This window comes from Pseudobacillus badius (assembly GCF_002189605.1).
GTDB classification, from domain to species: domain Bacteria; phylum Bacillota; class Bacilli; order Bacillales; family Domibacillaceae; genus Pseudobacillus; species Pseudobacillus badius.
The window spans coordinates 22,311-40,049 of record NZ_MWMM01000015.1 but is presented as its reverse complement, the minus strand read 5'-3'; the positions used below and the strand labels follow the sequence as shown (position 1 = coordinate 40,049).

At 39.4% G+C, this 17,739-nt stretch carries 26 protein-coding genes; 2 read left to right on the top strand and 24 right to left on the bottom strand.

Features of this window, described 5'->3' with window-relative positions; genetic code table 11:
* Window positions 1-9: 9 nt before the first annotated feature.
* The 17 genes from B1A98_RS16940 to B1A98_RS16860 form a co-directional block, all read right to left on the bottom strand.
* On the bottom strand, window positions 10-261 hold the full coding sequence (locus B1A98_RS16940) for a hypothetical protein (RefSeq protein ID WP_063385300.1): 252 nt from the start codon (window positions 259-261) through the stop codon (window positions 10-12).
* Window positions 262-374: 113 nt separating this feature from the next.
* Window positions 375-854, bottom strand: coding sequence for a hypothetical protein (locus tag B1A98_RS16935; RefSeq protein WP_041102037.1), 480 nt, complete (start codon window positions 852-854; stop codon window positions 375-377).
* A gap of 55 nt (window positions 855-909) precedes the next feature.
* Window positions 910-1,740, bottom strand: a complete 831-nt coding sequence (locus B1A98_RS16930; protein WP_041102035.1) for a chitobiase/beta-hexosaminidase C-terminal domain-containing protein — start codon at window positions 1,738-1,740, stop codon at window positions 910-912.
* Between the two features lie 20 nt (window positions 1,741-1,760).
* Window positions 1,761-2,204 carry a gp17 family tail completion protein gene (locus B1A98_RS16925; RefSeq protein WP_041102033.1) on the bottom strand — a complete coding sequence of 148 codons (444 nt, stop codon included), beginning with the start codon at window positions 2,202-2,204 and terminating at the stop codon, window positions 1,761-1,763.
* Window positions 2,204-2,623: a hypothetical protein gene (locus tag B1A98_RS16920; protein ID WP_125474365.1), complete on the bottom strand. Its 420-nt coding sequence runs from the start codon at window positions 2,621-2,623 to the stop codon at window positions 2,204-2,206. Before B1A98_RS16920 ends, B1A98_RS16925 begins: the two co-directional genes overlap by 1 nt.
* An 85-nt stretch (window positions 2,624-2,708) precedes the next feature.
* Window positions 2,709-3,170: a hypothetical protein gene (locus B1A98_RS16915; RefSeq protein ID WP_063385302.1), complete on the bottom strand. Its 462-nt coding sequence runs from the start codon at window positions 3,168-3,170 to the stop codon at window positions 2,709-2,711.
* On the bottom strand, window positions 3,167-3,736 hold the full coding sequence (locus tag B1A98_RS16910; RefSeq protein ID WP_063385303.1) for a hypothetical protein: 570 nt from the start codon (window positions 3,734-3,736) through the stop codon (window positions 3,167-3,169). Before B1A98_RS16910 ends, B1A98_RS16915 begins: the two co-directional genes overlap by 4 nt.
* A 29-nt stretch (window positions 3,737-3,765) precedes the next feature.
* A complete protein-coding gene (locus B1A98_RS16905) occupies window positions 3,766-4,005 on the bottom strand; it encodes a hypothetical protein (RefSeq protein WP_125474366.1) in 240 nt (79 codons plus the stop codon).
* 46 nt (window positions 4,006-4,051) lie between these two features.
* Window positions 4,052-5,302, bottom strand: coding sequence for a phage major capsid protein (locus B1A98_RS16900; RefSeq protein WP_052475357.1), 1,251 nt, complete (start codon window positions 5,300-5,302; stop codon window positions 4,052-4,054).
* 96 nt (window positions 5,303-5,398) lie between these two features.
* On the bottom strand, window positions 5,399-6,151 hold the full coding sequence (locus tag B1A98_RS16895) for an HK97 family phage prohead protease (RefSeq protein WP_063385305.1): 753 nt from the start codon (window positions 6,149-6,151) through the stop codon (window positions 5,399-5,401).
* 14 nt (window positions 6,152-6,165) lie between these two features.
* A complete protein-coding gene (locus B1A98_RS16890; protein WP_256682630.1) occupies window positions 6,166-8,169 on the bottom strand; it encodes a phage portal protein in 2,004 nt (667 codons plus the stop codon).
* 77 nt (window positions 8,170-8,246) lie between these two features.
* Window positions 8,247-9,617 (bottom strand): PBSX family phage terminase large subunit, encoded by a 1,371-nt coding sequence (locus B1A98_RS16885; protein WP_082821772.1) that lies wholly within the window; start codon window positions 9,615-9,617, stop codon window positions 8,247-8,249.
* Window positions 9,589-10,476 (bottom strand): terminase small subunit, encoded by an 888-nt coding sequence (locus tag B1A98_RS20935; RefSeq protein ID WP_063385307.1) that lies wholly within the window; start codon window positions 10,474-10,476, stop codon window positions 9,589-9,591. Before B1A98_RS20935 ends, B1A98_RS16885 begins: the two co-directional genes overlap by 29 nt.
* Window positions 10,477-10,563: 87 nt before the next feature.
* Window positions 10,564-11,760, bottom strand: a complete 1,197-nt coding sequence (locus B1A98_RS16875; protein WP_063385308.1) for a flagellin N-terminal helical domain-containing protein — start codon at window positions 11,758-11,760, stop codon at window positions 10,564-10,566.
* A gap of 6 nt (window positions 11,761-11,766) precedes the next feature.
* The gene (locus B1A98_RS16870; RefSeq protein WP_063385309.1) at window positions 11,767-11,973 is read right to left on the bottom strand and encodes a carbon storage regulator; all 207 of its coding nucleotides are present in this window, start codon (window positions 11,971-11,973) and stop codon (window positions 11,767-11,769) included.
* A gap of 359 nt (window positions 11,974-12,332) precedes the next feature.
* Window positions 12,333-12,689, bottom strand: coding sequence for a hypothetical protein (locus B1A98_RS16865; RefSeq protein ID WP_041102018.1), 357 nt, complete (start codon window positions 12,687-12,689; stop codon window positions 12,333-12,335).
* 246 nt (window positions 12,690-12,935) lie between these two features.
* On the bottom strand, window positions 12,936-13,640 hold the full coding sequence (locus B1A98_RS16860; protein WP_063385310.1) for a CPBP family intramembrane glutamic endopeptidase: 705 nt from the start codon (window positions 13,638-13,640) through the stop codon (window positions 12,936-12,938).
* An 88-nt stretch (window positions 13,641-13,728) separates the two neighbouring features.
* On the opposite strand from B1A98_RS16860, the gene B1A98_RS16855 reads away from it, so the two are divergent.
* Window positions 13,729-14,469 (top strand): MerR family transcriptional regulator, encoded by a 741-nt coding sequence (locus B1A98_RS16855; protein WP_041102014.1) that lies wholly within the window; start codon window positions 13,729-13,731, stop codon window positions 14,467-14,469.
* A 19-nt stretch (window positions 14,470-14,488) separates the two neighbouring features.
* The gene (locus B1A98_RS21065; protein ID WP_478212336.1) at window positions 14,489-14,575 is read left to right on the top strand and encodes a DUF8096 family protein; all 87 of its coding nucleotides are present in this window, start codon (window positions 14,489-14,491) and stop codon (window positions 14,573-14,575) included.
* Window positions 14,576-14,985: 410 nt separating this feature from the next.
* Here the strand turns inward: B1A98_RS21065 and B1A98_RS16850 are convergent, their stop codons facing one another.
* From B1A98_RS16850 to B1A98_RS16825, 7 genes are all read right to left on the bottom strand, one after another.
* A complete protein-coding gene (locus B1A98_RS16850) occupies window positions 14,986-15,477 on the bottom strand; it encodes a sigma-70 family RNA polymerase sigma factor (RefSeq protein ID WP_041102012.1) in 492 nt (163 codons plus the stop codon).
* Window positions 15,478-15,488: 11 nt separating this feature from the next.
* Window positions 15,489-15,704 carry a hypothetical protein gene (locus tag B1A98_RS16845; RefSeq protein ID WP_041102010.1) on the bottom strand — a complete coding sequence of 72 codons (216 nt, stop codon included), beginning with the start codon at window positions 15,702-15,704 and terminating at the stop codon, window positions 15,489-15,491.
* A 106-nt stretch (window positions 15,705-15,810) separates the two neighbouring features.
* Window positions 15,811-16,161, bottom strand: coding sequence for a hypothetical protein (locus tag B1A98_RS16840; protein WP_063385311.1), 351 nt, complete (start codon window positions 16,159-16,161; stop codon window positions 15,811-15,813).
* Window positions 16,162-16,356 (bottom strand): XtrA/YqaO family protein, encoded by a 195-nt coding sequence (locus B1A98_RS16835; protein ID WP_063385312.1) that lies wholly within the window; start codon window positions 16,354-16,356, stop codon window positions 16,162-16,164. It lies immediately after the preceding gene.
* A 464-nt stretch (window positions 16,357-16,820) separates the two neighbouring features.
* The gene (locus tag B1A98_RS20580; protein ID WP_156136679.1) at window positions 16,821-16,988 is read right to left on the bottom strand and encodes a hypothetical protein; all 168 of its coding nucleotides are present in this window, start codon (window positions 16,986-16,988) and stop codon (window positions 16,821-16,823) included.
* A gap of 1 nt (window position 16,989) precedes the next feature.
* The gene (locus B1A98_RS16830) at window positions 16,990-17,172 is read right to left on the bottom strand and encodes a hypothetical protein (protein ID WP_041102005.1); all 183 of its coding nucleotides are present in this window, start codon (window positions 17,170-17,172) and stop codon (window positions 16,990-16,992) included.
* 80 nt (window positions 17,173-17,252) lie between these two features.
* Window positions 17,253-17,504, bottom strand: coding sequence for a DUF3850 domain-containing protein (locus B1A98_RS16825; RefSeq protein WP_063385313.1), 252 nt, complete (start codon window positions 17,502-17,504; stop codon window positions 17,253-17,255).
* Window positions 17,505-17,739: the final 235 nt, after the last annotated feature.

The following is a 17,739-nucleotide window of genomic DNA, read 5'->3' as shown; positions in this document are numbered from 1 at the left end:
CTTTCTCTATCATTCTTCTGATTGGTTCCCAAATAGGCTATCAATGTATTCAACCACTTCATCTGCCGTTTCGAAGTCAGGTTCTTCTGTTGTGCCTTCACCCAATCCCATAGCATCAAGAAACTCAATAAAAGTAGGAGGTTCTGTTTTCCCTCCACCAAATAAACCATTGATAGAATTTGAGTGATGCCAAGCAACAAAAGCATGCTGCCGGAAGGACTCTCGGTTTTCATCTGCTTCCCACTGGGCTGAATCGATCATTAACTGCTTCAGCCTCATGTAAGGTAATTGAAGGATGTATTCATCTGTCCAACTATAACGACGCTGCACACGATCAATAGCTTTATAGAAACCCGCTTCATCTTCTAGCGGGTTTATCGAATTGGATTGGCCATTGGGGTTGCTGCTTCTTTGGTTACTTGATCTTGTTTGCCCAGAATTCTCTGGACTGCCTTGAAAAAAGCCTTTAAGTCCTTCGAAGTGAAGATCATTTCCACAATATCCACAAATGAATCTAGAGGAAGGTCTTTTACTACTTGTTCATCTTTACCTATTAACATAGCAATCAGATCGTAGATTTCTGTTTCTGATTCTACGAGAGAAAATACCAAATCAAAGACAATGCCAAGTAGCTTTCCTTGTCTTTCCTCAGCTTTTGCCTCTTGATCTGTTTCTGCTCCTTCCGAAGGCTCTGCCTCCTGAAAATCTCGCATAAGCTTTAAGAAATAGCTGACAACTCCTGCCCGCTTTAGAATCTTGATAAACTTAAATAAATGCTGAAGGCCCAAAGCTTTGACCTTGATTTCTTCCCCATTAACAACAACTTTCTTTTCATCACGAATAAGTGCTTCCATGTATAATTCCTCCTAAAAGATAAAATGAAAAACCCCCTTATTTAGGGGGAGTAAATTATGGATTAATCGTGTAAGCAAATGAAACAGGAGCCGATGTATCCTGTCCCTTCACAGCTACCGCTTTAATTGTTACAGTCGCATCCACATTAATTGGACCTGTGTACTTTGTTCCGTTAATAGGCGTTGGATATGATCCATCTGTTGTGTAATAAATCTCATGGCCGGCTGTTGCTGTTAATACAATACTTTGTGGTGCCTCATAAGTACCTGGTGCTGGTGAAGCAACTGGGGCTACCACATTTGAACCGCCCTTCGGATACAGAATATAAAACGGAATACGTGTCATATTTTCTTCAGCATACCTTGCCTCAAATTCCGCTTTTAACACCACATCATCCTTACCGTTGTTAAGCGGTAAATTAAATGAATCTGTGCATCTTGCATTTTCAAGCACGATGACAACAGGGATAGATTTGCCCGTGATCGCTCCAAAGAGGGCTAGAGTAGTAGAACCAGTCGGTGCAATAGAACCTGTGTGACGAATTATATTATAATTCTCATCGTGACTCGTAATATCAAATGCCGGCAATTTCAACTGTAGGTTCTCAGGCGTCATTTCAAGAATATTTGTTGATAACTTAGCCTCTGCTTTAGTTAACCATTCCATCCCTTCAACACTTCCAAGTGCGCCGTCAACTTCTACTTTGTGCCACTCTGTATCGACTGATACTTCATTGCCTCCTTTGGTTGCCCCCAGCAATTCCCCCCAGGTAGAACGATCTTCCGGTTTAAAAACGGATAAATCAAAGTTTTTCGTAATAAGCCCCGGGCCAATCATTAAGTTCCTAGATGATCCAGGACGCGCACCGTTTAGCATTTGGTACATGCTGTTTCCTCCTTCATAAATTATTCAAGTAAATCGTCGCGGTAATAACGTAGGAAGATTTTAATGTTCACACATTTCACACTCGGATCAGGTTGAGGCGGCTCATATTTGAAACGACGAAATGTTTGCACCGCTTCCCCTGCCACCTGCTCATTACTTGGTGTGTAGACCTTGTTGTGAACAGCCCTCTCTAAGTTCCGCGCGATTTGCCTTGCCAATGTTCTGTCACCCTCCGTAAAAATATCTGCTGAGACGAGGGCACTTCCCAGCAAATCATTTTGCTCCATTCCATCAGATTCAAGGCGTAAAACAATATAAGGACGCTCCATGTCATCTGGAACGTCCTCTTGGGCTACATTGGGATAGACCTCTCCATCTCCGGATACAGTAGTCCCTAATAGGTTTGTGATACTCGAATTCACCTCGATAATCTGCTGAATAATATCCAACGGTTCAGCACTCATTAAACCTTTCCTCTTTTCAAAATGTCCATCAAATTTTCACGCTGTTCATGATATGTTGGAAACATATAAGGACGTGGTAATAGATTGTGCTGTTTTCCATTCCTGTCTTTGCCCACAAAACCAAACTCAAGGGCTTTAGCATAAGGAACGTTTACAGGGCCAATATAGCCTCGGTACGTATCTCCATCCTCTTCAAATTCAACCTGAAAAGAAGTTTTCAACTGAGCCCGGAGAACTGCCGGCGGATCTCCAGGACTAGATGCCTTATGAATTTTAGCATCCATAATTTTTTTTACTTTTTGGCTCCTTCCTAACTTGTTAATGATCTCTACTTCCTCGATACGCCCTGTTTCTGGTCGTATCGGATATTCCTGACCAGTTCCGACACTGTTGACCTTATCAATCAGCTCATTTCTCATATGGAGCGTGGCTGCTTGTACGTTTCGCTGAGACCGTGCTCGAAGTTCTGCCATTATTTCAGGCAAATTAGACTTGAACCGCACCTCACTTCTGAACATACTCTCCCCCCTTTATTTCCAAATAAGGTGAACCTTCAAGATCCACGATTTCATAGGAAAGATCCATCGCCTTCAGTGGAGCTTCATAATGGATTCCTTTCATGGAAGGTGATAAAGGTTTAGCCATAACTTCTAAGAGCATGTCACCCTCCAAGCCACCGACTTTCCCATCAATGACAGGAACAAGGCGGTCACCATTTTTCACAATGTTATCTAGAAACATCCCTTTCATGATAGGTTCCGAACTCTCTTTTCCACTCTCAATGAACTGAAGCTTCGTATCAGAGGAATCCACCATATAAAAGTGCGCCTTACTCGTTGCGACAAGAATAAAGCACTCTTTCCACTCAAATCCTACACGCACACGTTTGTTACGAAAAACCATCACATCATCTTTTATGTTCGCTCGGGCGATTTGCTTTAATTTCTTTCTTAATATTGTATTCATGGATTCATCTTCCTGTAAGAAATAAGCAACTGCTGTACATCTGTCGGTATTGACTCGGTGGACACTCCAGCGAGTTGAACCTTCATATCTCCCATATCAATAGATTTAAGGTCAGCCATATCAATAGCAGCTACTTGTTCATCATCTTCATATAAATGACGCACGAGCTTTAAACACGCACCTTCTATATCCAGAGGAAGGGTTCTTGGCGAATCTATTGTGGCGTCTTTGGGCAAAGTGTAGCCTGCTTCAAAAACGATTTTAGAACGACTAGAGATGTGCTGATAAAGCACGCCTGCCTCTTCATCTAATAAACAAGGTTTAACACTCTTACCGTTTACACTAATAATGCGGTGTACGGGAAATTGAGAAAGAATAATCTCATCTGTTGATTCAATAATCAAATCAGTATATTCGTCACGTTTAAACTGACGGTTGCAGTAACGCTCAATAATAGCACTAGCCATGTTTATGGCATCGATAACATAGATGTCTTTATCTTCACTAGCTAACTCTAATGTTTTTCGTGCCTTTTCAACGGTTGTTAATGCATTATCTGCTAGCATGTGCTCACCTCATGTAATAAGGAAAACTGTTATTCAGTAACGTCCTTATCTGTTTTCTTTTTTGCAGAACGACTGGCCGTTTTCTTTTCCTCCGGTGCCACTATTTTCGTTTCATGTGAGGGCTTTACTTTTGATTCTTTTTCTCTTACTTCTTCAGCTAAACCCGCTTTAATCCAAGCGACTGCCATGTTTTGTTCTAAATCAACAATGTGCCCAGGCTGATGAACACCTTTGACACTGCCAACACTACGTAACATTTTTACTTTCATGTAAATGCGCGGCATCCATCTCTAGATGCCGCTTCCTCCCTTCAAGTTAGGCTTTAATTTTCAATACTTTAAATGCTTCTGGACGATCTACACCGCCACCCACACGCTTCTTGAACTTGAATCCAATCAAATCCTCTTCAATATAAAGTTCGTTTAAACGTTGGATAGTAGAACCAGAGCGATCAGCAATTGTATAACCTCGTTTAAAGTCCCCAAATACAACCTGATCAGCGCCAGCCGCAAAATCAGGGAAGTCATCCTGAGTGTAAGTTGCAAAGCCTAATAATTGGTTCGGTGTTCCTGCTGTTAATGCCGGCTGCCAAATGTAATCTCCATTGCTGTTTTTAAATGTACGAATAGTCATTTCCATGAAGGAAGGCATTACCCAGACACCATTTTTCCGATGTGCTGATTTAAGAGCATACATTAACTTGATTAAGTCATCTGATTCAACTGCCCCTACATTGGCAGACATAATACGTTCAACGTTAGCTGCAGTTAGGATGCCCTCTGGTTCTTCTTGTGTGTGGCCACGCCCAACGAGTACTGCTTTATCTTCTTCTTCTGCAGCAGCCTGAGCAAATGAGGAAGAAAGGTATTGTTGCAATTGAACGTCTGTATCTTCAAGCTCATCTGTACCGATCTTTGTCAATCCATTTAAATTTTCAATGTAGATATAGTAATCAGCCGGATTTAATTCTGATTCATAGTCAGCTAAAGTTTTGGTATTGACCTCGATTTTTCCCCATCCGACTGTTACTTCATTCATACGGCGTTTACGAATACGATCAGCCGACGTATTTCGGGTATTTACAAGAGAGCGGAAAATAGCTGTCTCAGGCAATTGACGTTGGATTTCCCGGTCAAGTTCTTCTGGAATAAGGATTTGTCCGTCTTGATCAGCAACAAGTGCTTTACGTTGATCCGGGTTCATATCTGCACGGCCTTTGCGCATGAATTCATAGAAAGCAGCATTCTTTGCTTTCGCCTCTTTGTCTAGTTCTCCATTTCCTTGTCCAGTTTGATAGACACGGTTTGCTTTTGCCTCAAGCTCATCCAAACGCTTTTTAGCTTCATTCATTGCCTCATTGATTTTTTTCATTTCATCTTTTGTTTCTTGTGTTGCCTGGCCGAACTTTTTGACCTCTGTTTCTTGTTTTTCTGCCGCTTTTTTAAGTTCTTCAAACCCTGATTGGATTTGAGCAGCTAAAGATTTGGGATCATCTCCGTCACCAAAGAATTGAATATTTAAGCGTAAAAGTTCCTTTTGTGATTGAATCATTTTAAATTTTGCCATGTTGTTCCTCCTGAAATTGTTTTTTGTGGCATAAAAAATAGCCTCTTATTAAGAGACTTAAAGTGTATATCCGATAGAGCGAATTCTTTTGGCATGCTATCCATCTATGTTTGCAAAGTTTTTCATTTCCTCAACAAGACTAGCAATCTCTTTTTGCTCATCTTCTGTAAAGCTTTTACCTTCGTTATCTTCTTCTGGATCATCAGACTCTACAGCAGATAATAATGATTCAAGTGATTCCACGGCGGCTTTCATAGCCTCAACTGCACTTCGAACAGCTTTTTCACTTTGCTTTGATAGCACACGACCTGCCTTTTGTTCCGGTGCATGCTTGGCTGATGTGATAATAGCCCGGTCATTAGCAGGGAATGTAACCGCACTGATTTCGAATAAGCGAATTTCTTTCAAATAGCGGATGCCTGTTTCGCTATCATACTCCGCTTTAACAGTGCTATAGCCAATCGAAACACGATCAATGACCCGGTCTTTCATGAGTTGCATTGCTTCTTTTCCTTTGGCTGTTTCACTGATCTTTGCCTTAAAGTAAAGACCGATCTCATCCTCTCGAAGCTCGATGACTTTACCGATCGGTTTGTTCCAATCATGCTGCCATAAATATTTCACACGATCGCCACGCTCTTGAATCGTTTTAGAAAAGGCTCCTTTTACAATCACATCATCATAAGCATCAGGCTCTCCACCGAAGGTGCTAGCATAACCTTCAACGATATTTGTTTCATCGTCTACAGCTTTGATTTCAAATGTTAATGCTTTTTGTTCAATATCAACTGGTGCAGCCGCTGACTTCGTTTCAATAAAATCCGGATGCTTTACAATAAACGATCTCATCTTTTGCTCCTTTCTCACCAATCCTTTGGTGTGTGTTTTTCGGCACATCTGCATTTAATGCGTTCTTTAGCTGGCAATTTGGGGTCACCAGGAAACATCCCTTCACTACCGCCAACATCATATGGCTCATCCATATCGCGTGTTTGTCCATTGCATTCAGAATGGCTTCCTCTTTCTCGACCATCAGTGGTAGTTACCCATTGTTTTTCGAGATCCAGCCCTGTGGCAATAGCCCCTTCTCTTGCTCCGGCATTCGATGCAGAAACAACCTCTGTACGAGCAATATTCATCGCACGTTTAGGCCCAAAATCATCACCGTATATATTCTCAATACGTTTAGCGATTTGTTGAATTGATTCCCCATTCTCTACACCTTCGCTAATCTCCATGCGTAGTGTTTCGCGGGTAAATTCACTGATTTTAGTTACAAGAAAAACAGCTGTCTCTCCAATGAACTTCTTGATTCTCCTTTTGGCCATTGTAAAAAGGCTTTGAAAGAATTTCTTTTCACCCGGGAATGTACCTTTGCCTTCATATTCAGCTTTTAAGCGGTCATAATTCCATTGCCCGAAATGCTCCATTGTGCCGTAATAAACAGCAGTCATGGTCTTTACCCATTCTTTTTCCTGTGATTTAAGCTCTTTTAATAAGCCCTTTTCGCCATCTTTCAGATAAGCTGCCACTACTGCCTTGCCCTCTGCTTCAAATCGTTTGCGGATAAGTCGTTCACCGGATTTTTGATATCCCGCACGTTGTTTTTCAAACTCAGCTATATACTCATCACCTAATGACTTGCTTTCAATCTCAGCGGCGGCTTTCATAAAAAAAGCCTGTGCTTTCTTCAACGGATCGCCACTAGCACTAGACTCCTCTTGATTTCGTGTATTGTCTGGAGCGTCCTCCCCTTCTGGATAGACGTTTAACGGTACATAGCGTACATTACCACCCTCGATATCCTCATATCCTAAAGCCTGACGAATTTCATTAATAGATAAGATATCTTTCATGTCTTTTAAGCGAGCCCACTTTGTATCTGAGGTTTCTTGCAACGCTTCAATTTGATCAGTGTCATAACCGACAACCAAATTCTCTCCAAAAAGCGGCGCAAGCTTGTGATTCCACCCGCTGATGATCTTATCCAGCGTAGGCAGTACAGTTTCCATGTAAAAAGCTGCTCTTGCTTCCTTGTAGTTGTTATAAGTTGAACTGTCCTGTATTCCCATAATCTGAGGTGGCACACCAAAGACAGCACATATTTCTTCCCGCGTCATTTTACGAGACTGAATGAAATCCATGTCTTTAGGTGACAAACCTAACTGTTGCCACTGAAGGCCACCTTCAAGTAAATGAGGCTTTCCGGCGTTTTTTACCCCTCCAAACATTTTGCGCATGGCCGCTTTGAAACGGTTGTATTGAGGTTCTGCTAATGATTTGTCTGTCACTAAAAACCCACTAGGTGCAGCATAGTTTTGCGTAAGTGACGTATTCCACTCAGATGTAGCATTATCCATGTCCACAGTCTGCCTAGCCACTTGTATTGGACCTAACCCATAAAAATCATCTAGCGGAGAAAAGAACTTGCTGTGGATAATTTTTTCATATGGTGCATCCACGTCTTTACCACTTACTGAATATCTGAATGCCTTGATATACTCGCCGCCTGGCATGATTGTTACCCGATCAGGTCGCCAGGTCCACAACTCAGTTGGTGCGCCACGATTTGGACCATTCATTTCTTGATACGTGTTTCCCGATAACAACAAAAAAGCAATTAACTTTTCTCTGAAGTCAATTGCAGATTCATGGTTATTCGGTTTGTTTAAGAGATCGAGAAGCGGATGCTTTTCAATTTCAATGAGCTCTTTTCCCTTCTTTTGATACAAAACAATTGGGATAGAAGCAGCGGCACGAGCTGTTTTCATGACGCACTGATAGACCCACACATTCCGCTCAAATCCCTCTTTGGCTAGCTTATCGAACCTAGCAGGGGTTTGAGCAGGCTGACCGTTGTGAAGCATCATAATGGCGCTAGAGACCATCGACGCTTTGTAGCTCATGTTAAGCCAAAAGTTTTTACTTATGTTCCTCACCTCCTTTAATCATCGAAAGGATTGCGAATAGTGGGTACTGCTACTGACTCGCGTGTAAAAATACCATATCTTATAGCATCAAGGGCGTGATCAAATTGCTTCACTGGTTTATCCTCGCCTCGTTGGGCCGCTTTTTCATCCCACACATAAGATGCAAACTCTCTTAATAAATTTTTACATGATCGGTGTACGAAATGTCGCATTTCAGAAAGTGTGGAAGCTACTGTGCGAATACCATCAACTACATCGTTTACTGCTGGGGTTACACTTAGTTTTCCATCTTGTTCAATTACAGCTATGAGAGATGCAGCGGATGGATCAATAATCACTTCCGTTGTTTTATCGCCGCAAAACTCAAGTAAATCTTTATAATACTGCTCATCAGTTTTTTGTCGTCCTTCTTTGCGACCATCGTAATAATATTCTTTCAAGTCATAATATGTCCGCTTGCCGTTTTCATCATAGGTAATACCTTGTAAAACAAAAGCAGTAGGGTTTTTGGTTCCATAGTCAATAACCACTTGGTATTCAGCGATATTACCTGGCACTTCATCGATAACATGACCATCCTCACCATCATGAAACATGTCGTAAATGACACCCTCTGCAAGCACCCATAGACCAAGAATATACCGTTTATAGAATACTCCTGTATACATCCGGCGATAGCGTTCTTTTGTTTCTTCATCAAGCGAAAGATTGTCATCCATTGTGAAATGGAGATGCAGCATGTTCTTTTCTTTCTTCTGATCTAACCATTTCTCTTTAAACCAGTGGTATGGTCCAGCAGGGTTACAGTTGAACCAAAATTTTGCCCCTTTAACTGAGCAACGAGCGGTCGCCTGTGAGACGAATGACTCCGGCATAAGTGCTACTTCATCGAAGAACATTCCGGCAAGGGTAATACCTTGAATCAAGTCTTGTGAGGACTCATCTTTTCCACCGAAAACATAAAAGTAATTGGTTCGACCTTTATAGGTAATGGTTAGCATGTTATCCGCTCGATGATCCTTCACCTTGTAGCCCCTAGCCTTTAACATGCGTTTGAGTGGACGTATCACGTTACGACGAAAAGAGCCGATTGTTTTACCAGCCATTCCTAAGTTTTCATCGTCAAAGCGATCCATCGCCCACATAACGTAAGAAAGTGACATAACAACGGTTTTACCAGCACGTACAGAGCCATCACAGATGATGCCGTCCTTGTCTTTGTAAGGAGACTTATCACGCCACCAGGTCAGAACTTTCTTTTGTTTTATTGAAAACGGTTTGAACTTAAATGGAGCCCGCTTCTTTTTACGCTTCGGATCAGCTGGAATGAGTACGTTTAATTCTTTTTCTAGTTGTTCACTCTTCCGTTGTGTCGTTGTCTTCATCAGCCCACACCTCTTCTGTCACGCTATCAAGAGCGGCTTCAAAACCATCATCTTCATAATCTTCGTTATCATCTTCACCACGAATTTTAGCGATTTCCGCATGCTTTTTCGTGATTTCTGCTTTGATTTTCTCCTCTTGCAGCCGCTTTTTATCATTATCAGATAGAAGATCAAAATATTTTGTTAGCATTTCCAGCGCCTTCATCTTATCAGCGAGCTTTATAGATATACCGTCTTTTCCCTGTTTTACTTCAGTTATAATTGTGCCGTCAACAGTGGATGACTCGTTGAAGTCTACATAGTTAACTTCTTGCATAACTGGGTTGCCATCTTCATCTTCAATAGGTCCGTCCATACCGATAACTTGAATCTCTTTTTTACCAAACGTTGCATAGTCGGTTATATCAGCGAAGGCTATTTTGATGTACTTATTAAGCACGTCCATTGCATCTAAGAAAACTTCACTTGTCATCCTGCTTTTCAGACGCTTTATTTCCTCCGCCACCTTACGATTCCTTACTAATTCACTCCCTGTTACATGTGCTCTGTCAGGAGAATACCCTGCCTTTATAGCTGCCATTGTTTGATTAAAGCTTTTCACATAATAAATACAAAAAAGCCGCTGTCTATCGGTTAATTCATCCGACTCCACAACAGGCTCAAGTGTTGGTTCTTCTATTCGTTTTTTGGTTGCAACCTTCTGTTTTGGGGTTGCATCCTTTTTAGGCGATCCCCTCGACCAACTCTCCCGGCTCTTTCTACTCTTCAATGTGCCAAGCTTTATATTATGCTTTTCAGCTAATGCTTTTAATGTAATGTCAGTAGATTCATATTCCTGTTTTATCTTGTCCCAATTCATTTACATGGCACCTACCTCCCACTAACAATAGAACTTTTGAAAACAAATTAAAAAGCCTCCCTGTAAAGGAAGGCTTTTTTGCCAAGATTAACGTAATAATTGAAGAACGCCTTGTGGCTGTTGGTTAGCTTGAGCAAGCATAGCTTGAGCAGCTTGAGAAAGAATAGAGTTCTTAGTTTGGTTCATCATTTCTTTCGCCATGTCTACGTCACGGATACGAGATTCCGCAGCAGTTAGGTTTTCAGAAGATGTGCTCAAGTTGTTGATTGTGTGCTCTAAACGGTTTTGGTTCGCACCAAGTTTAGAACGTTCAGCAGAAACTTTATCGATTGCTGTTTGAATTTTTGTTACAGTTGCTGCAGCATCAGCATGTGTTAACACACTAAGTGCTGTTTCTGATGCTGTGCTATCAGTACCATTTGTTACAGCTAATTTAGCATCTGTATTAGTATCAGTTGAAATACCTAAAGCTACTGCTCTCATATCAGAAATATCTAGTGTTAAGCTTTGGTTTTCATTAGCTCCAATTTGGAATTTCAGACTCTCTCCTGCACCTGCTGCTTTACCTTCAACACCTGCTTTAGTAGTAGAAAGCGTTCCACCTGCAACTGTAGGTTCAGTTGCAGTTTCTTTGCCTGCTTTTTGAACCAATTTTAAAGCGCCAGCATCATTAGAGGCAGTATATTTATCTTTTAGGTCGGTATCTGCAGCAATTAACGCTGCAAGTTCCGCAGCATCCTTAAAGTTTGTAGTTCCACCACCCACGGCATCATAAGTGAAAGTTTTACCATCAATAGTGATATTACTTGTACCCACAGTTACCTTGTATTCACCAGCAACTGCAGTAACTGCTGCTGCACCATTCTTATCACCATTCAACAATTTCTGAGTATTGAACTCAGTAGTATTACCGATACGGTTGATCTCAGATGTCATTTGATTGATTTCTTTTTGGATTTCTTCACGGTCATTAGTAGTATTGGTACCATTTGCTGCTTGTACAGCTAATTCACGCATACGTTGAAGGATATCATGCGTTTCGTTTAATGCACCTTCAGCTGTTTGGATTAAAGAAATACCATCTTGAGAGTTCTTAGAAGCCATATCTAATCCACGAATTTGTCCACGCATTTTTTCAGAGATTGCAAGACCAGCTGCGTCATCTCCTGCACGGTTGATACGAAGACCTGAAGATAATTTCTCCATTGATTTACCTTGTGCACCATTTGCACTGTTTAGTTGGCGGTACGTGTTAAGTGCCGCAATGTTGTGATTGATTCTCATGTGAATCTACCTCCGTGTGTTTGTTTTTGTACTTTTGGCAGCATCCGTGCCACCAATAAGTTCGCTCCGCAAGATTTGGTACTCTTTTGGGGCATCTATGTTAATGCGAAGAAGTCCATCTTCGCGCTTAACAACATGAATTTTGATTTCTTCACCAGTTGGACTGATTACCACAAATCCCTCTCCTGGCTTTCTTCCTACAACTAGTCCCACTCTTATCCACTCCTTGGTTATGTACTATCATCCTTGACTATTTCTTATATCGACTGGCTTTTGAAATGTTTAATAGTTTTTTTAAAAAAAGTTGAGTAAATTTTTAAATCATTAGTTCCCCCTCTATGTTTGAATGATAATACTTTTATCAAATCTTTGGAGATTAGTTGTTGAATTGCTTGTTTTTCTTTTCATTCTTTGATTCCTAATGGTATACAATTAGCAATCTGACAGAACCATTTCATAAAGCAATAATGTAAGATATCAGGACTATGGTATAAAAAAGTTTATTTTATCCCCTCAGTTATGGTGTTTTTTGTTCTAAACAAAGAAAAAGCCCCTCATTTAGAGTGGCTAATTTAATTAAAAATCCCTTTAAAAACTTCTTGAAAATATTGTTCTAAAGCTAAATCATCTAAATATCCCCCCTGGCTTCTCATACAAACATCATCTTCAACGGATGGATAAATACTGTCTATAACTTCTTTTTCATCATTTATAATTTTAAACACAGTTATTAATCCTTCGCTTCGTTTAAAAGCTAGCATACGATTTTTGATGTTCACTTTAGCAAAGAATTCATCGTTTATTAACCTACTATAGATTTCGATTGGTCCGTAAGTCGCTATAACAAAATCATTAACCTCACTTTCAAACTCCTCAAGACGCTCATTAATAAAATTTACTGCTCCATAAAGCTTCCCAATCTTATCCATTCTATTTCACTCCCTCTACTCAATTCATTATAAAGAGGGATCAATGGATAATAAAGAAACAAAAATGTTGTTACACAAGTAGTGCTCCCGATCCAGAGCAAAGAAAAAAGCACCCGTTTATTCGGATGCTTTAAATAATTCATCTTCTCTGACTACTTTAATACAGCTAACCATTTAGAACGAAAAAAGAGTCAGATGCGACCACGTATTAGCTTTAGACATTTCAACTGCTGATAAAAACCTTCCCTATCCTGCAACTGTCAGAAAAACCATAATTCCATTGGTCAAACCGTGAATAATGACCGAAGGCCAAATAGAACCAGTACGTTCATATGCCAAGGCAAAAATTATACCACTCAAAAAATTTACAGGCATAACATTATAAGTTGGAATATGAATAACTGTGAAGATTAATGAACTTAGTAAAATGGCTCCAACTATACTTATGCGTGTACGTAACCAGCGGTACAAAAAACCACGATAGAATATTTCCTCATATATTGGTGAGATAATTGCTGCAACTATAAAAGCAATTAAGACATTAAAGAGAGTTGCATTTTCCTGCAAGGCCTCTGTTTTGCTGTTTTCATACGTATTTCCAATAAAACTAGTAAGCACCATAACTATCGTGGCACCAACCATTAAGACAATAGTCAGTATGAAAATAACTTTCCAATCGCTTTTAGAAAATGCTCTTATCCCTACTTCACTCCAAGAAAGTTTTTTTGGACGGAGAGCAATAAAGTATACGCCTAGAATAAGAACAACTGCTATTGTTAGTCCCATTAAAGTCCCTGAATATAGATCATTATCAAGCCATTGAGAATAAAGTGGCCAAACGACAAATTTAATACACCCTATTACAACTACAAATTCAAGTAACATTAATAATACAAATTCTTTTAAACCCCAGTGATCCTGTTCCTTCCAATTCACTTCATTTGTTTTCATTAACTTTCCCTCTTTCTTCATGTGTTATAATTTAACTGTATTAGATGACTCAACGTCACCTTCAATCTTTATTTTCAGGAGGAATGAAATGAAACAATGGACTACAGGTCAAGTATCTAAGGAGCGAAACATTTCCGTTCGCACACTTCGTTATTATGATCAGATTAATCTCCTCAACCCAAGTTATAAGGATGATAACGGACGACGGTATTATTCGGAAGAAGACCTATTCAAATTAGAAAAAATTATTATTCTAAAATCACTCTCACTCCCACTAAAGAATATTCGCGATTTATTAGATAAGCTCTCTTATAAACAAATCTTGATGTCTCATCATAATTACTTACAAGAACAACTTTCCAAAATTCAAACCAGCATTTCTAACACAGCTTCATTAATTAATATGATCGATTTGGAAGAATGTTTGTCTTGGGAACATGTCTCCCGAATTGTTCAAACTTCACAAAATAGCTCTAAAAAATGGATGGACTATTTTGAAGATGATGAAAAGATACTCCTGCAAAAGACAATCCCAAACCTTAGTAGCAATGAAGAGATAACACAACGATATATTTCTTTATTACGACGAATTAAATGGTGTATAAAGCACAATATTAAACCGAAATCAGACGAAGGTTATCAAATTGCTCTCGAATTAATGGACATATCAAATGACACCTTTCAAGGAGATACAAAATTAATGGATAAGTTCTGGAAAATCAGAAAACTGCACACTGAGGAAACAGGGCTATATCCGATTTCCGATGATGTACTAGAGTATATAGAACAATGTATTTCCTATGCAACAGAGATAAGAGCAGGTATATAAACATCCAGTGTAAAACATTATGGCAACGCCACCGTTTAAAAACTCAATGAAAGACGGCATATTTCTTAGAGAATGCCGACAGCGTGGCATGAAGAAAATTATTTAATCCCATCAATTGATGGGATTTTTGTTTTAACAAAAAACGCCACCGCAAGGATGGCGAAAATTGTTCTTCTCATATATATGTTAGACGTACGACAAAAATAGTATGCTTTCTTCTTATCTAGGAGACATACTGCCGCCGTTCGTAAACTTAAACTTGGTATCTCTTTTGAAATGTTTACAGGAATCATCATCATTAGTTCTTATATGATGTTTGTTACAAATATCATTATACGGATGATAGTAACACGATCTACATTTGTTTCTTGAATTATTCGGCTCAATTCCTAAATCCAATTTCATCGCATTTCTAGTTTCTTCACTCAATCTATTTTTTGCTATATCAACCACTCTCCTTTTCCACATTATACCACAAATAAATTATGTTGATCTAATCACAGCCCTATTTCTTTTTTATGAAACAAGAAAAAGGCTACCATTTTTTCGATCTTCAATTTTCCGCTTCGCTCGCTCTAAATATGTCTGCACAGATGACTTAGTGATCCCGAGCAACTCAGCTGTATGTTCAAGCGTCAAACCTTCCGCCCTTGCAAGAGTAAAAACATCTTTCTCCCGCTTCGTTAAATCAGCCAGCACATCATCCAGTAGCCACTGTTCATCTGCTGTCAGTCTCCGTTCTTCCACGACTTCTCTATTCGGCACAACTGCTTCTAGCAACTTTGGATCTAGTGTATATGCCCCTGTTCGATCAGCTCCACGCATGGCATCTGGATTACGGCCAGACACCATCCACTGAATGGCAAACTCCACTTCACTAATCATGCTGTTGATCATCGATTTGTCTTGTTGGTCCAGCTCTGATAATTCTTCTTTAGCTTCAATAGCGGCCTTCATTCTTTTCAGTTCTCTTAATGCTTGTTTATATTCAAAGATTAGCGTTCGCATATTGATCCTCCTTATCGTTGTCTAAATGATCCACGGTGGCGTTTATATGTCGGTCTGCCTGTACCCATCAAATACCTTAAATCGCTATCAGACAAAGACTCCGGCTTTCTGGCAGGTTGTTCTTTTCGCTTTGCCAGCTTCTTTTTCGACCTCTTGGATTTCCTCCCCTCAACCACCTGATTTTTCCGCTTCCATCGCTGCAACTGATCCTTTAAAGTAGAATTCATACCTCTTACCCCCTTACAAAATAAAAGAGGACACCAAACAACACACGAATTTCCGTGTCTGTTCAGTGTCCTTCAGTTAGCTGAGAGAACAATATAAATGTTAATATTATTGTCTTAAAGAAATTAAAATTAAAGTAAGACCTAAAGCAAATAGGGTAAATATATCTGCCACACTCTGCTCATTACCATTTATAAACAAAGGCAAAAAAACAGCAACCGGAAATGATAAATAAATAGTCAGCAAAAAACCAACATTTGAGATTCGAATCATCCCGTTCCAAACCCTACTTTCAGAAGGAGGCAATTCAGAATAATACCTGCAATAATCAGCTAAAACCAACATTGCGGCAAAAATTGCGCATCCTGTCATAACCATTGGTGGAATAGGATTTAAAATTCTATAATTCATTAAAAATATAAAGGTAGCTCCACAAGAAAGTATTAATTCTCTATGCATCTAAAATTCCTCTCCCTCTTCCCGCCTCATCCGCTTTACTTTCCCCTGATGCGTGACAATTTTATATTCACCGTGCGGCGGTAACTCCCTAAGTTTAACTTTGCCGTCACAGATCACCACCACACAGCTGCTCGGTATTTCCATTATATCCAATTCTAATTTCATTGTGGAAGGATCAATCAAGATTTCTTTCATAGTAGAGAAGCCCCCGATCTGTTAAAATAAAGGTACCAACGATATTTTAAAGAGCCGGGAGCTTTCCTGGCTTTTTGCACACTTTTTTATTTTTTGAATAAACTGTAAATGTTCGGTTCTATCTACTCTATAAAAGGGATTAATAAGCTAGGCAAACCTCTAACGTCTTCGTACACTTTTCCGGATGGTGCCTCCTACGAAATGTACGAAGACACTTGCGTAACCAAGAGTTTTTCTGGATTTTTTTGTATGTTTTTTCTGTAATTGGACATAATGATCAAAGAAAGTTTGGCAATCTCCCTCCAAGTGTATGATTTATTCGACGACTGGGATTTTTCCTGGTCTTTTTTGTATATCATATATATCGTTTGGATATACTATCTGTAATCAAGGTCCTTTCATACCACCTGACTATACAAAGACATACACCTTGATTGGCTGGGCGAAAGCCTGGCTTTTTTCTTTTAAAACTCCACTTCTACCTTTAATTTCATCGGGATTTCTTGAGCAATCATTACATTGCGTTGACCAGCTGCTACCAACCCTTTTATGACTTCCTTTGCTTCATCTAAAGTTTCGTACTTTCCGACTTTATAACCTGTGATTGGCTGTGTGGTAATAACTAAATACATATCAATTTGCTCCTTTTCTAAAGTTATTATCATTTGGACATGTAGCAAAATGAGAAGTAAATCCGCTCACTACCTGTCCCTCTAACGTAACAATTGTTTGTCTTTGCATATCAAGCGGCATTGCTTTTCCGGAAGGAGTCTTGATCCATTGAACTTCTGCACCGCAACCCTTGCATTTACTCATTTAAATACCTCCTCACTGGTTGCCAAATATCAAGAAAATTGTATTTTAGTTGCAGAGACAGGTTTTTCTTCTTCCACGTACTATGTAGTAGCATTAAATAATTTAATCCCAAAAACCACATAGTTTTCCTTTTGTTCAAAATCAGTTATAAAAGTAATTGTCGCTTCCAAAAATTCGCCTGTAAGTCTCTTTTTACTCGGGTCAAATTCCCATAAGAATATGGTGTCCCCTACCTTGAAATTGCGATCTTTCTTCCTGATTTCAAAGTTTTTATTACCTTTTTGAACCTCTTGAAAATATTCAGGCCATATTTTTAAATCATGTGTTGCCATTCCTCTTTCTCCTTCACATTTTTAATAGAATGTGCAATAGATATATCTAATCAAAACGAATAAATCAGCCAACCTTCTTAAAATTATTCTTCTATATTAAAGGTTTGTTGCTTGTAAAATAATGGTACTATTGATAAGCTTGCCTTTCATAGCTCTCTTGCTATGAAAAGGAGTGTCACTATGGTAAGTGATAATGAACGTCAGATTTTTTTAAGGGAATTGGATCATTTACTTA

What these genes read in the sequence shown, in the direction of transcription:
- B1A98_RS16940 (WP_063385300.1), bottom strand. Translation starts at nt 261, where the DNA reads ATGATCGATTCAGCCCAGTGGGAAGCAGATGAAAACCGAGAGTCCTTC.
- B1A98_RS16935 (WP_041102037.1), bottom strand. Translation starts at nt 854, where the DNA reads ATGGAAGCACTTATTCGTGATGAAAAGAAAGTTGTTGTTAATGGGGAA.
- B1A98_RS16930 (WP_041102035.1), bottom strand. Translation starts at nt 1,740, where the DNA reads ATGTACCAAATGCTAAACGGTGCGCGTCCTGGATCATCTAGGAACTTA.
- B1A98_RS16925 (WP_041102033.1), bottom strand. Translation starts at nt 2,204, where the DNA reads ATGAGTGCTGAACCGTTGGATATTATTCAGCAGATTATCGAGGTGAAT.
- B1A98_RS16920 (WP_125474365.1), bottom strand. Translation starts at nt 2,623, where the DNA reads ATGAGAAATGAGCTGATTGATAAGGTCAACAGTGTCGGAACTGGTCAG.
- B1A98_RS16915 (WP_063385302.1), bottom strand. Translation starts at nt 3,170, where the DNA reads ATGAATACAATATTAAGAAAGAAATTAAAGCAAATCGCCCGAGCGAAC.
- B1A98_RS16910 (WP_063385303.1), bottom strand. Translation starts at nt 3,736, where the DNA reads ATGCTAGCAGATAATGCATTAACAACCGTTGAAAAGGCACGAAAAACA.
- B1A98_RS16905 (WP_125474366.1), bottom strand. Translation starts at nt 4,005, where the DNA reads ATGAAAGTAAAAATGTTACGTAGTGTTGGCAGTGTCAAAGGTGTTCAT.
- B1A98_RS16900 (WP_052475357.1), bottom strand. Translation starts at nt 5,302, where the DNA reads ATGGCAAAATTTAAAATGATTCAATCACAAAAGGAACTTTTACGCTTA.
- B1A98_RS16895 (WP_063385305.1), bottom strand. Translation starts at nt 6,151, where the DNA reads ATGAGATCGTTTATTGTAAAGCATCCGGATTTTATTGAAACGAAGTCA.
- B1A98_RS16890 (WP_256682630.1), bottom strand. Translation starts at nt 8,169, where the DNA reads ATGCTTCACAACGGTCAGCCTGCTCAAACCCCTGCTAGGTTCGATAAG.
- B1A98_RS16885 (WP_082821772.1), bottom strand. Translation starts at nt 9,617, where the DNA reads ATGAAGACAACGACACAACGGAAGAGTGAACAACTAGAAAAAGAATTA.
- B1A98_RS20935 (WP_063385307.1), bottom strand. Translation starts at nt 10,476, where the DNA reads ATGAATTGGGACAAGATAAAACAGGAATATGAATCTACTGACATTACA.
- B1A98_RS16875 (WP_063385308.1), bottom strand. Translation starts at nt 11,760, where the DNA reads ATGAGAATCAATCACAACATTGCGGCACTTAACACGTACCGCCAACTA.
- B1A98_RS16865 (WP_041102018.1), bottom strand. Translation starts at nt 12,689, where the DNA reads ATGGATAAGATTGGGAAGCTTTATGGAGCAGTAAATTTTATTAATGAG.
- B1A98_RS16860 (WP_063385310.1), bottom strand. Translation starts at nt 13,640, where the DNA reads ATGAAAACAAATGAAGTGAATTGGAAGGAACAGGATCACTGGGGTTTA.
- B1A98_RS16855 (WP_041102014.1), top strand. Translation starts at nt 13,729, where the DNA reads ATGAAACAATGGACTACAGGTCAAGTATCTAAGGAGCGAAACATTTCC.
- B1A98_RS21065 (WP_478212336.1), top strand. Translation starts at nt 14,489, where the DNA reads ATGGCAACGCCACCGTTTAAAAACTCAATGAAAGACGGCATATTTCTT.
- B1A98_RS16850 (WP_041102012.1), bottom strand. Translation starts at nt 15,477, where the DNA reads ATGCGAACGCTAATCTTTGAATATAAACAAGCATTAAGAGAACTGAAA.
- B1A98_RS16845 (WP_041102010.1), bottom strand. Translation starts at nt 15,704, where the DNA reads ATGAATTCTACTTTAAAGGATCAGTTGCAGCGATGGAAGCGGAAAAAT.
- B1A98_RS16840 (WP_063385311.1), bottom strand. Translation starts at nt 16,161, where the DNA reads ATGCATAGAGAATTAATACTTTCTTGTGGAGCTACCTTTATATTTTTA.
- B1A98_RS16835 (WP_063385312.1), bottom strand. Translation starts at nt 16,356, where the DNA reads ATGAAAGAAATCTTGATTGATCCTTCCACAATGAAATTAGAATTGGAT.
- B1A98_RS20580 (WP_156136679.1), bottom strand. Translation starts at nt 16,988, where the DNA reads ATGTATTTAGTTATTACCACACAGCCAATCACAGGTTATAAAGTCGGA.
- B1A98_RS16830 (WP_041102005.1), bottom strand. Translation starts at nt 17,172, where the DNA reads ATGAGTAAATGCAAGGGTTGCGGTGCAGAAGTTCAATGGATCAAGACT.
- B1A98_RS16825 (WP_063385313.1), bottom strand. Translation starts at nt 17,504, where the DNA reads ATGGCAACACATGATTTAAAAATATGGCCTGAATATTTTCAAGAGGTT.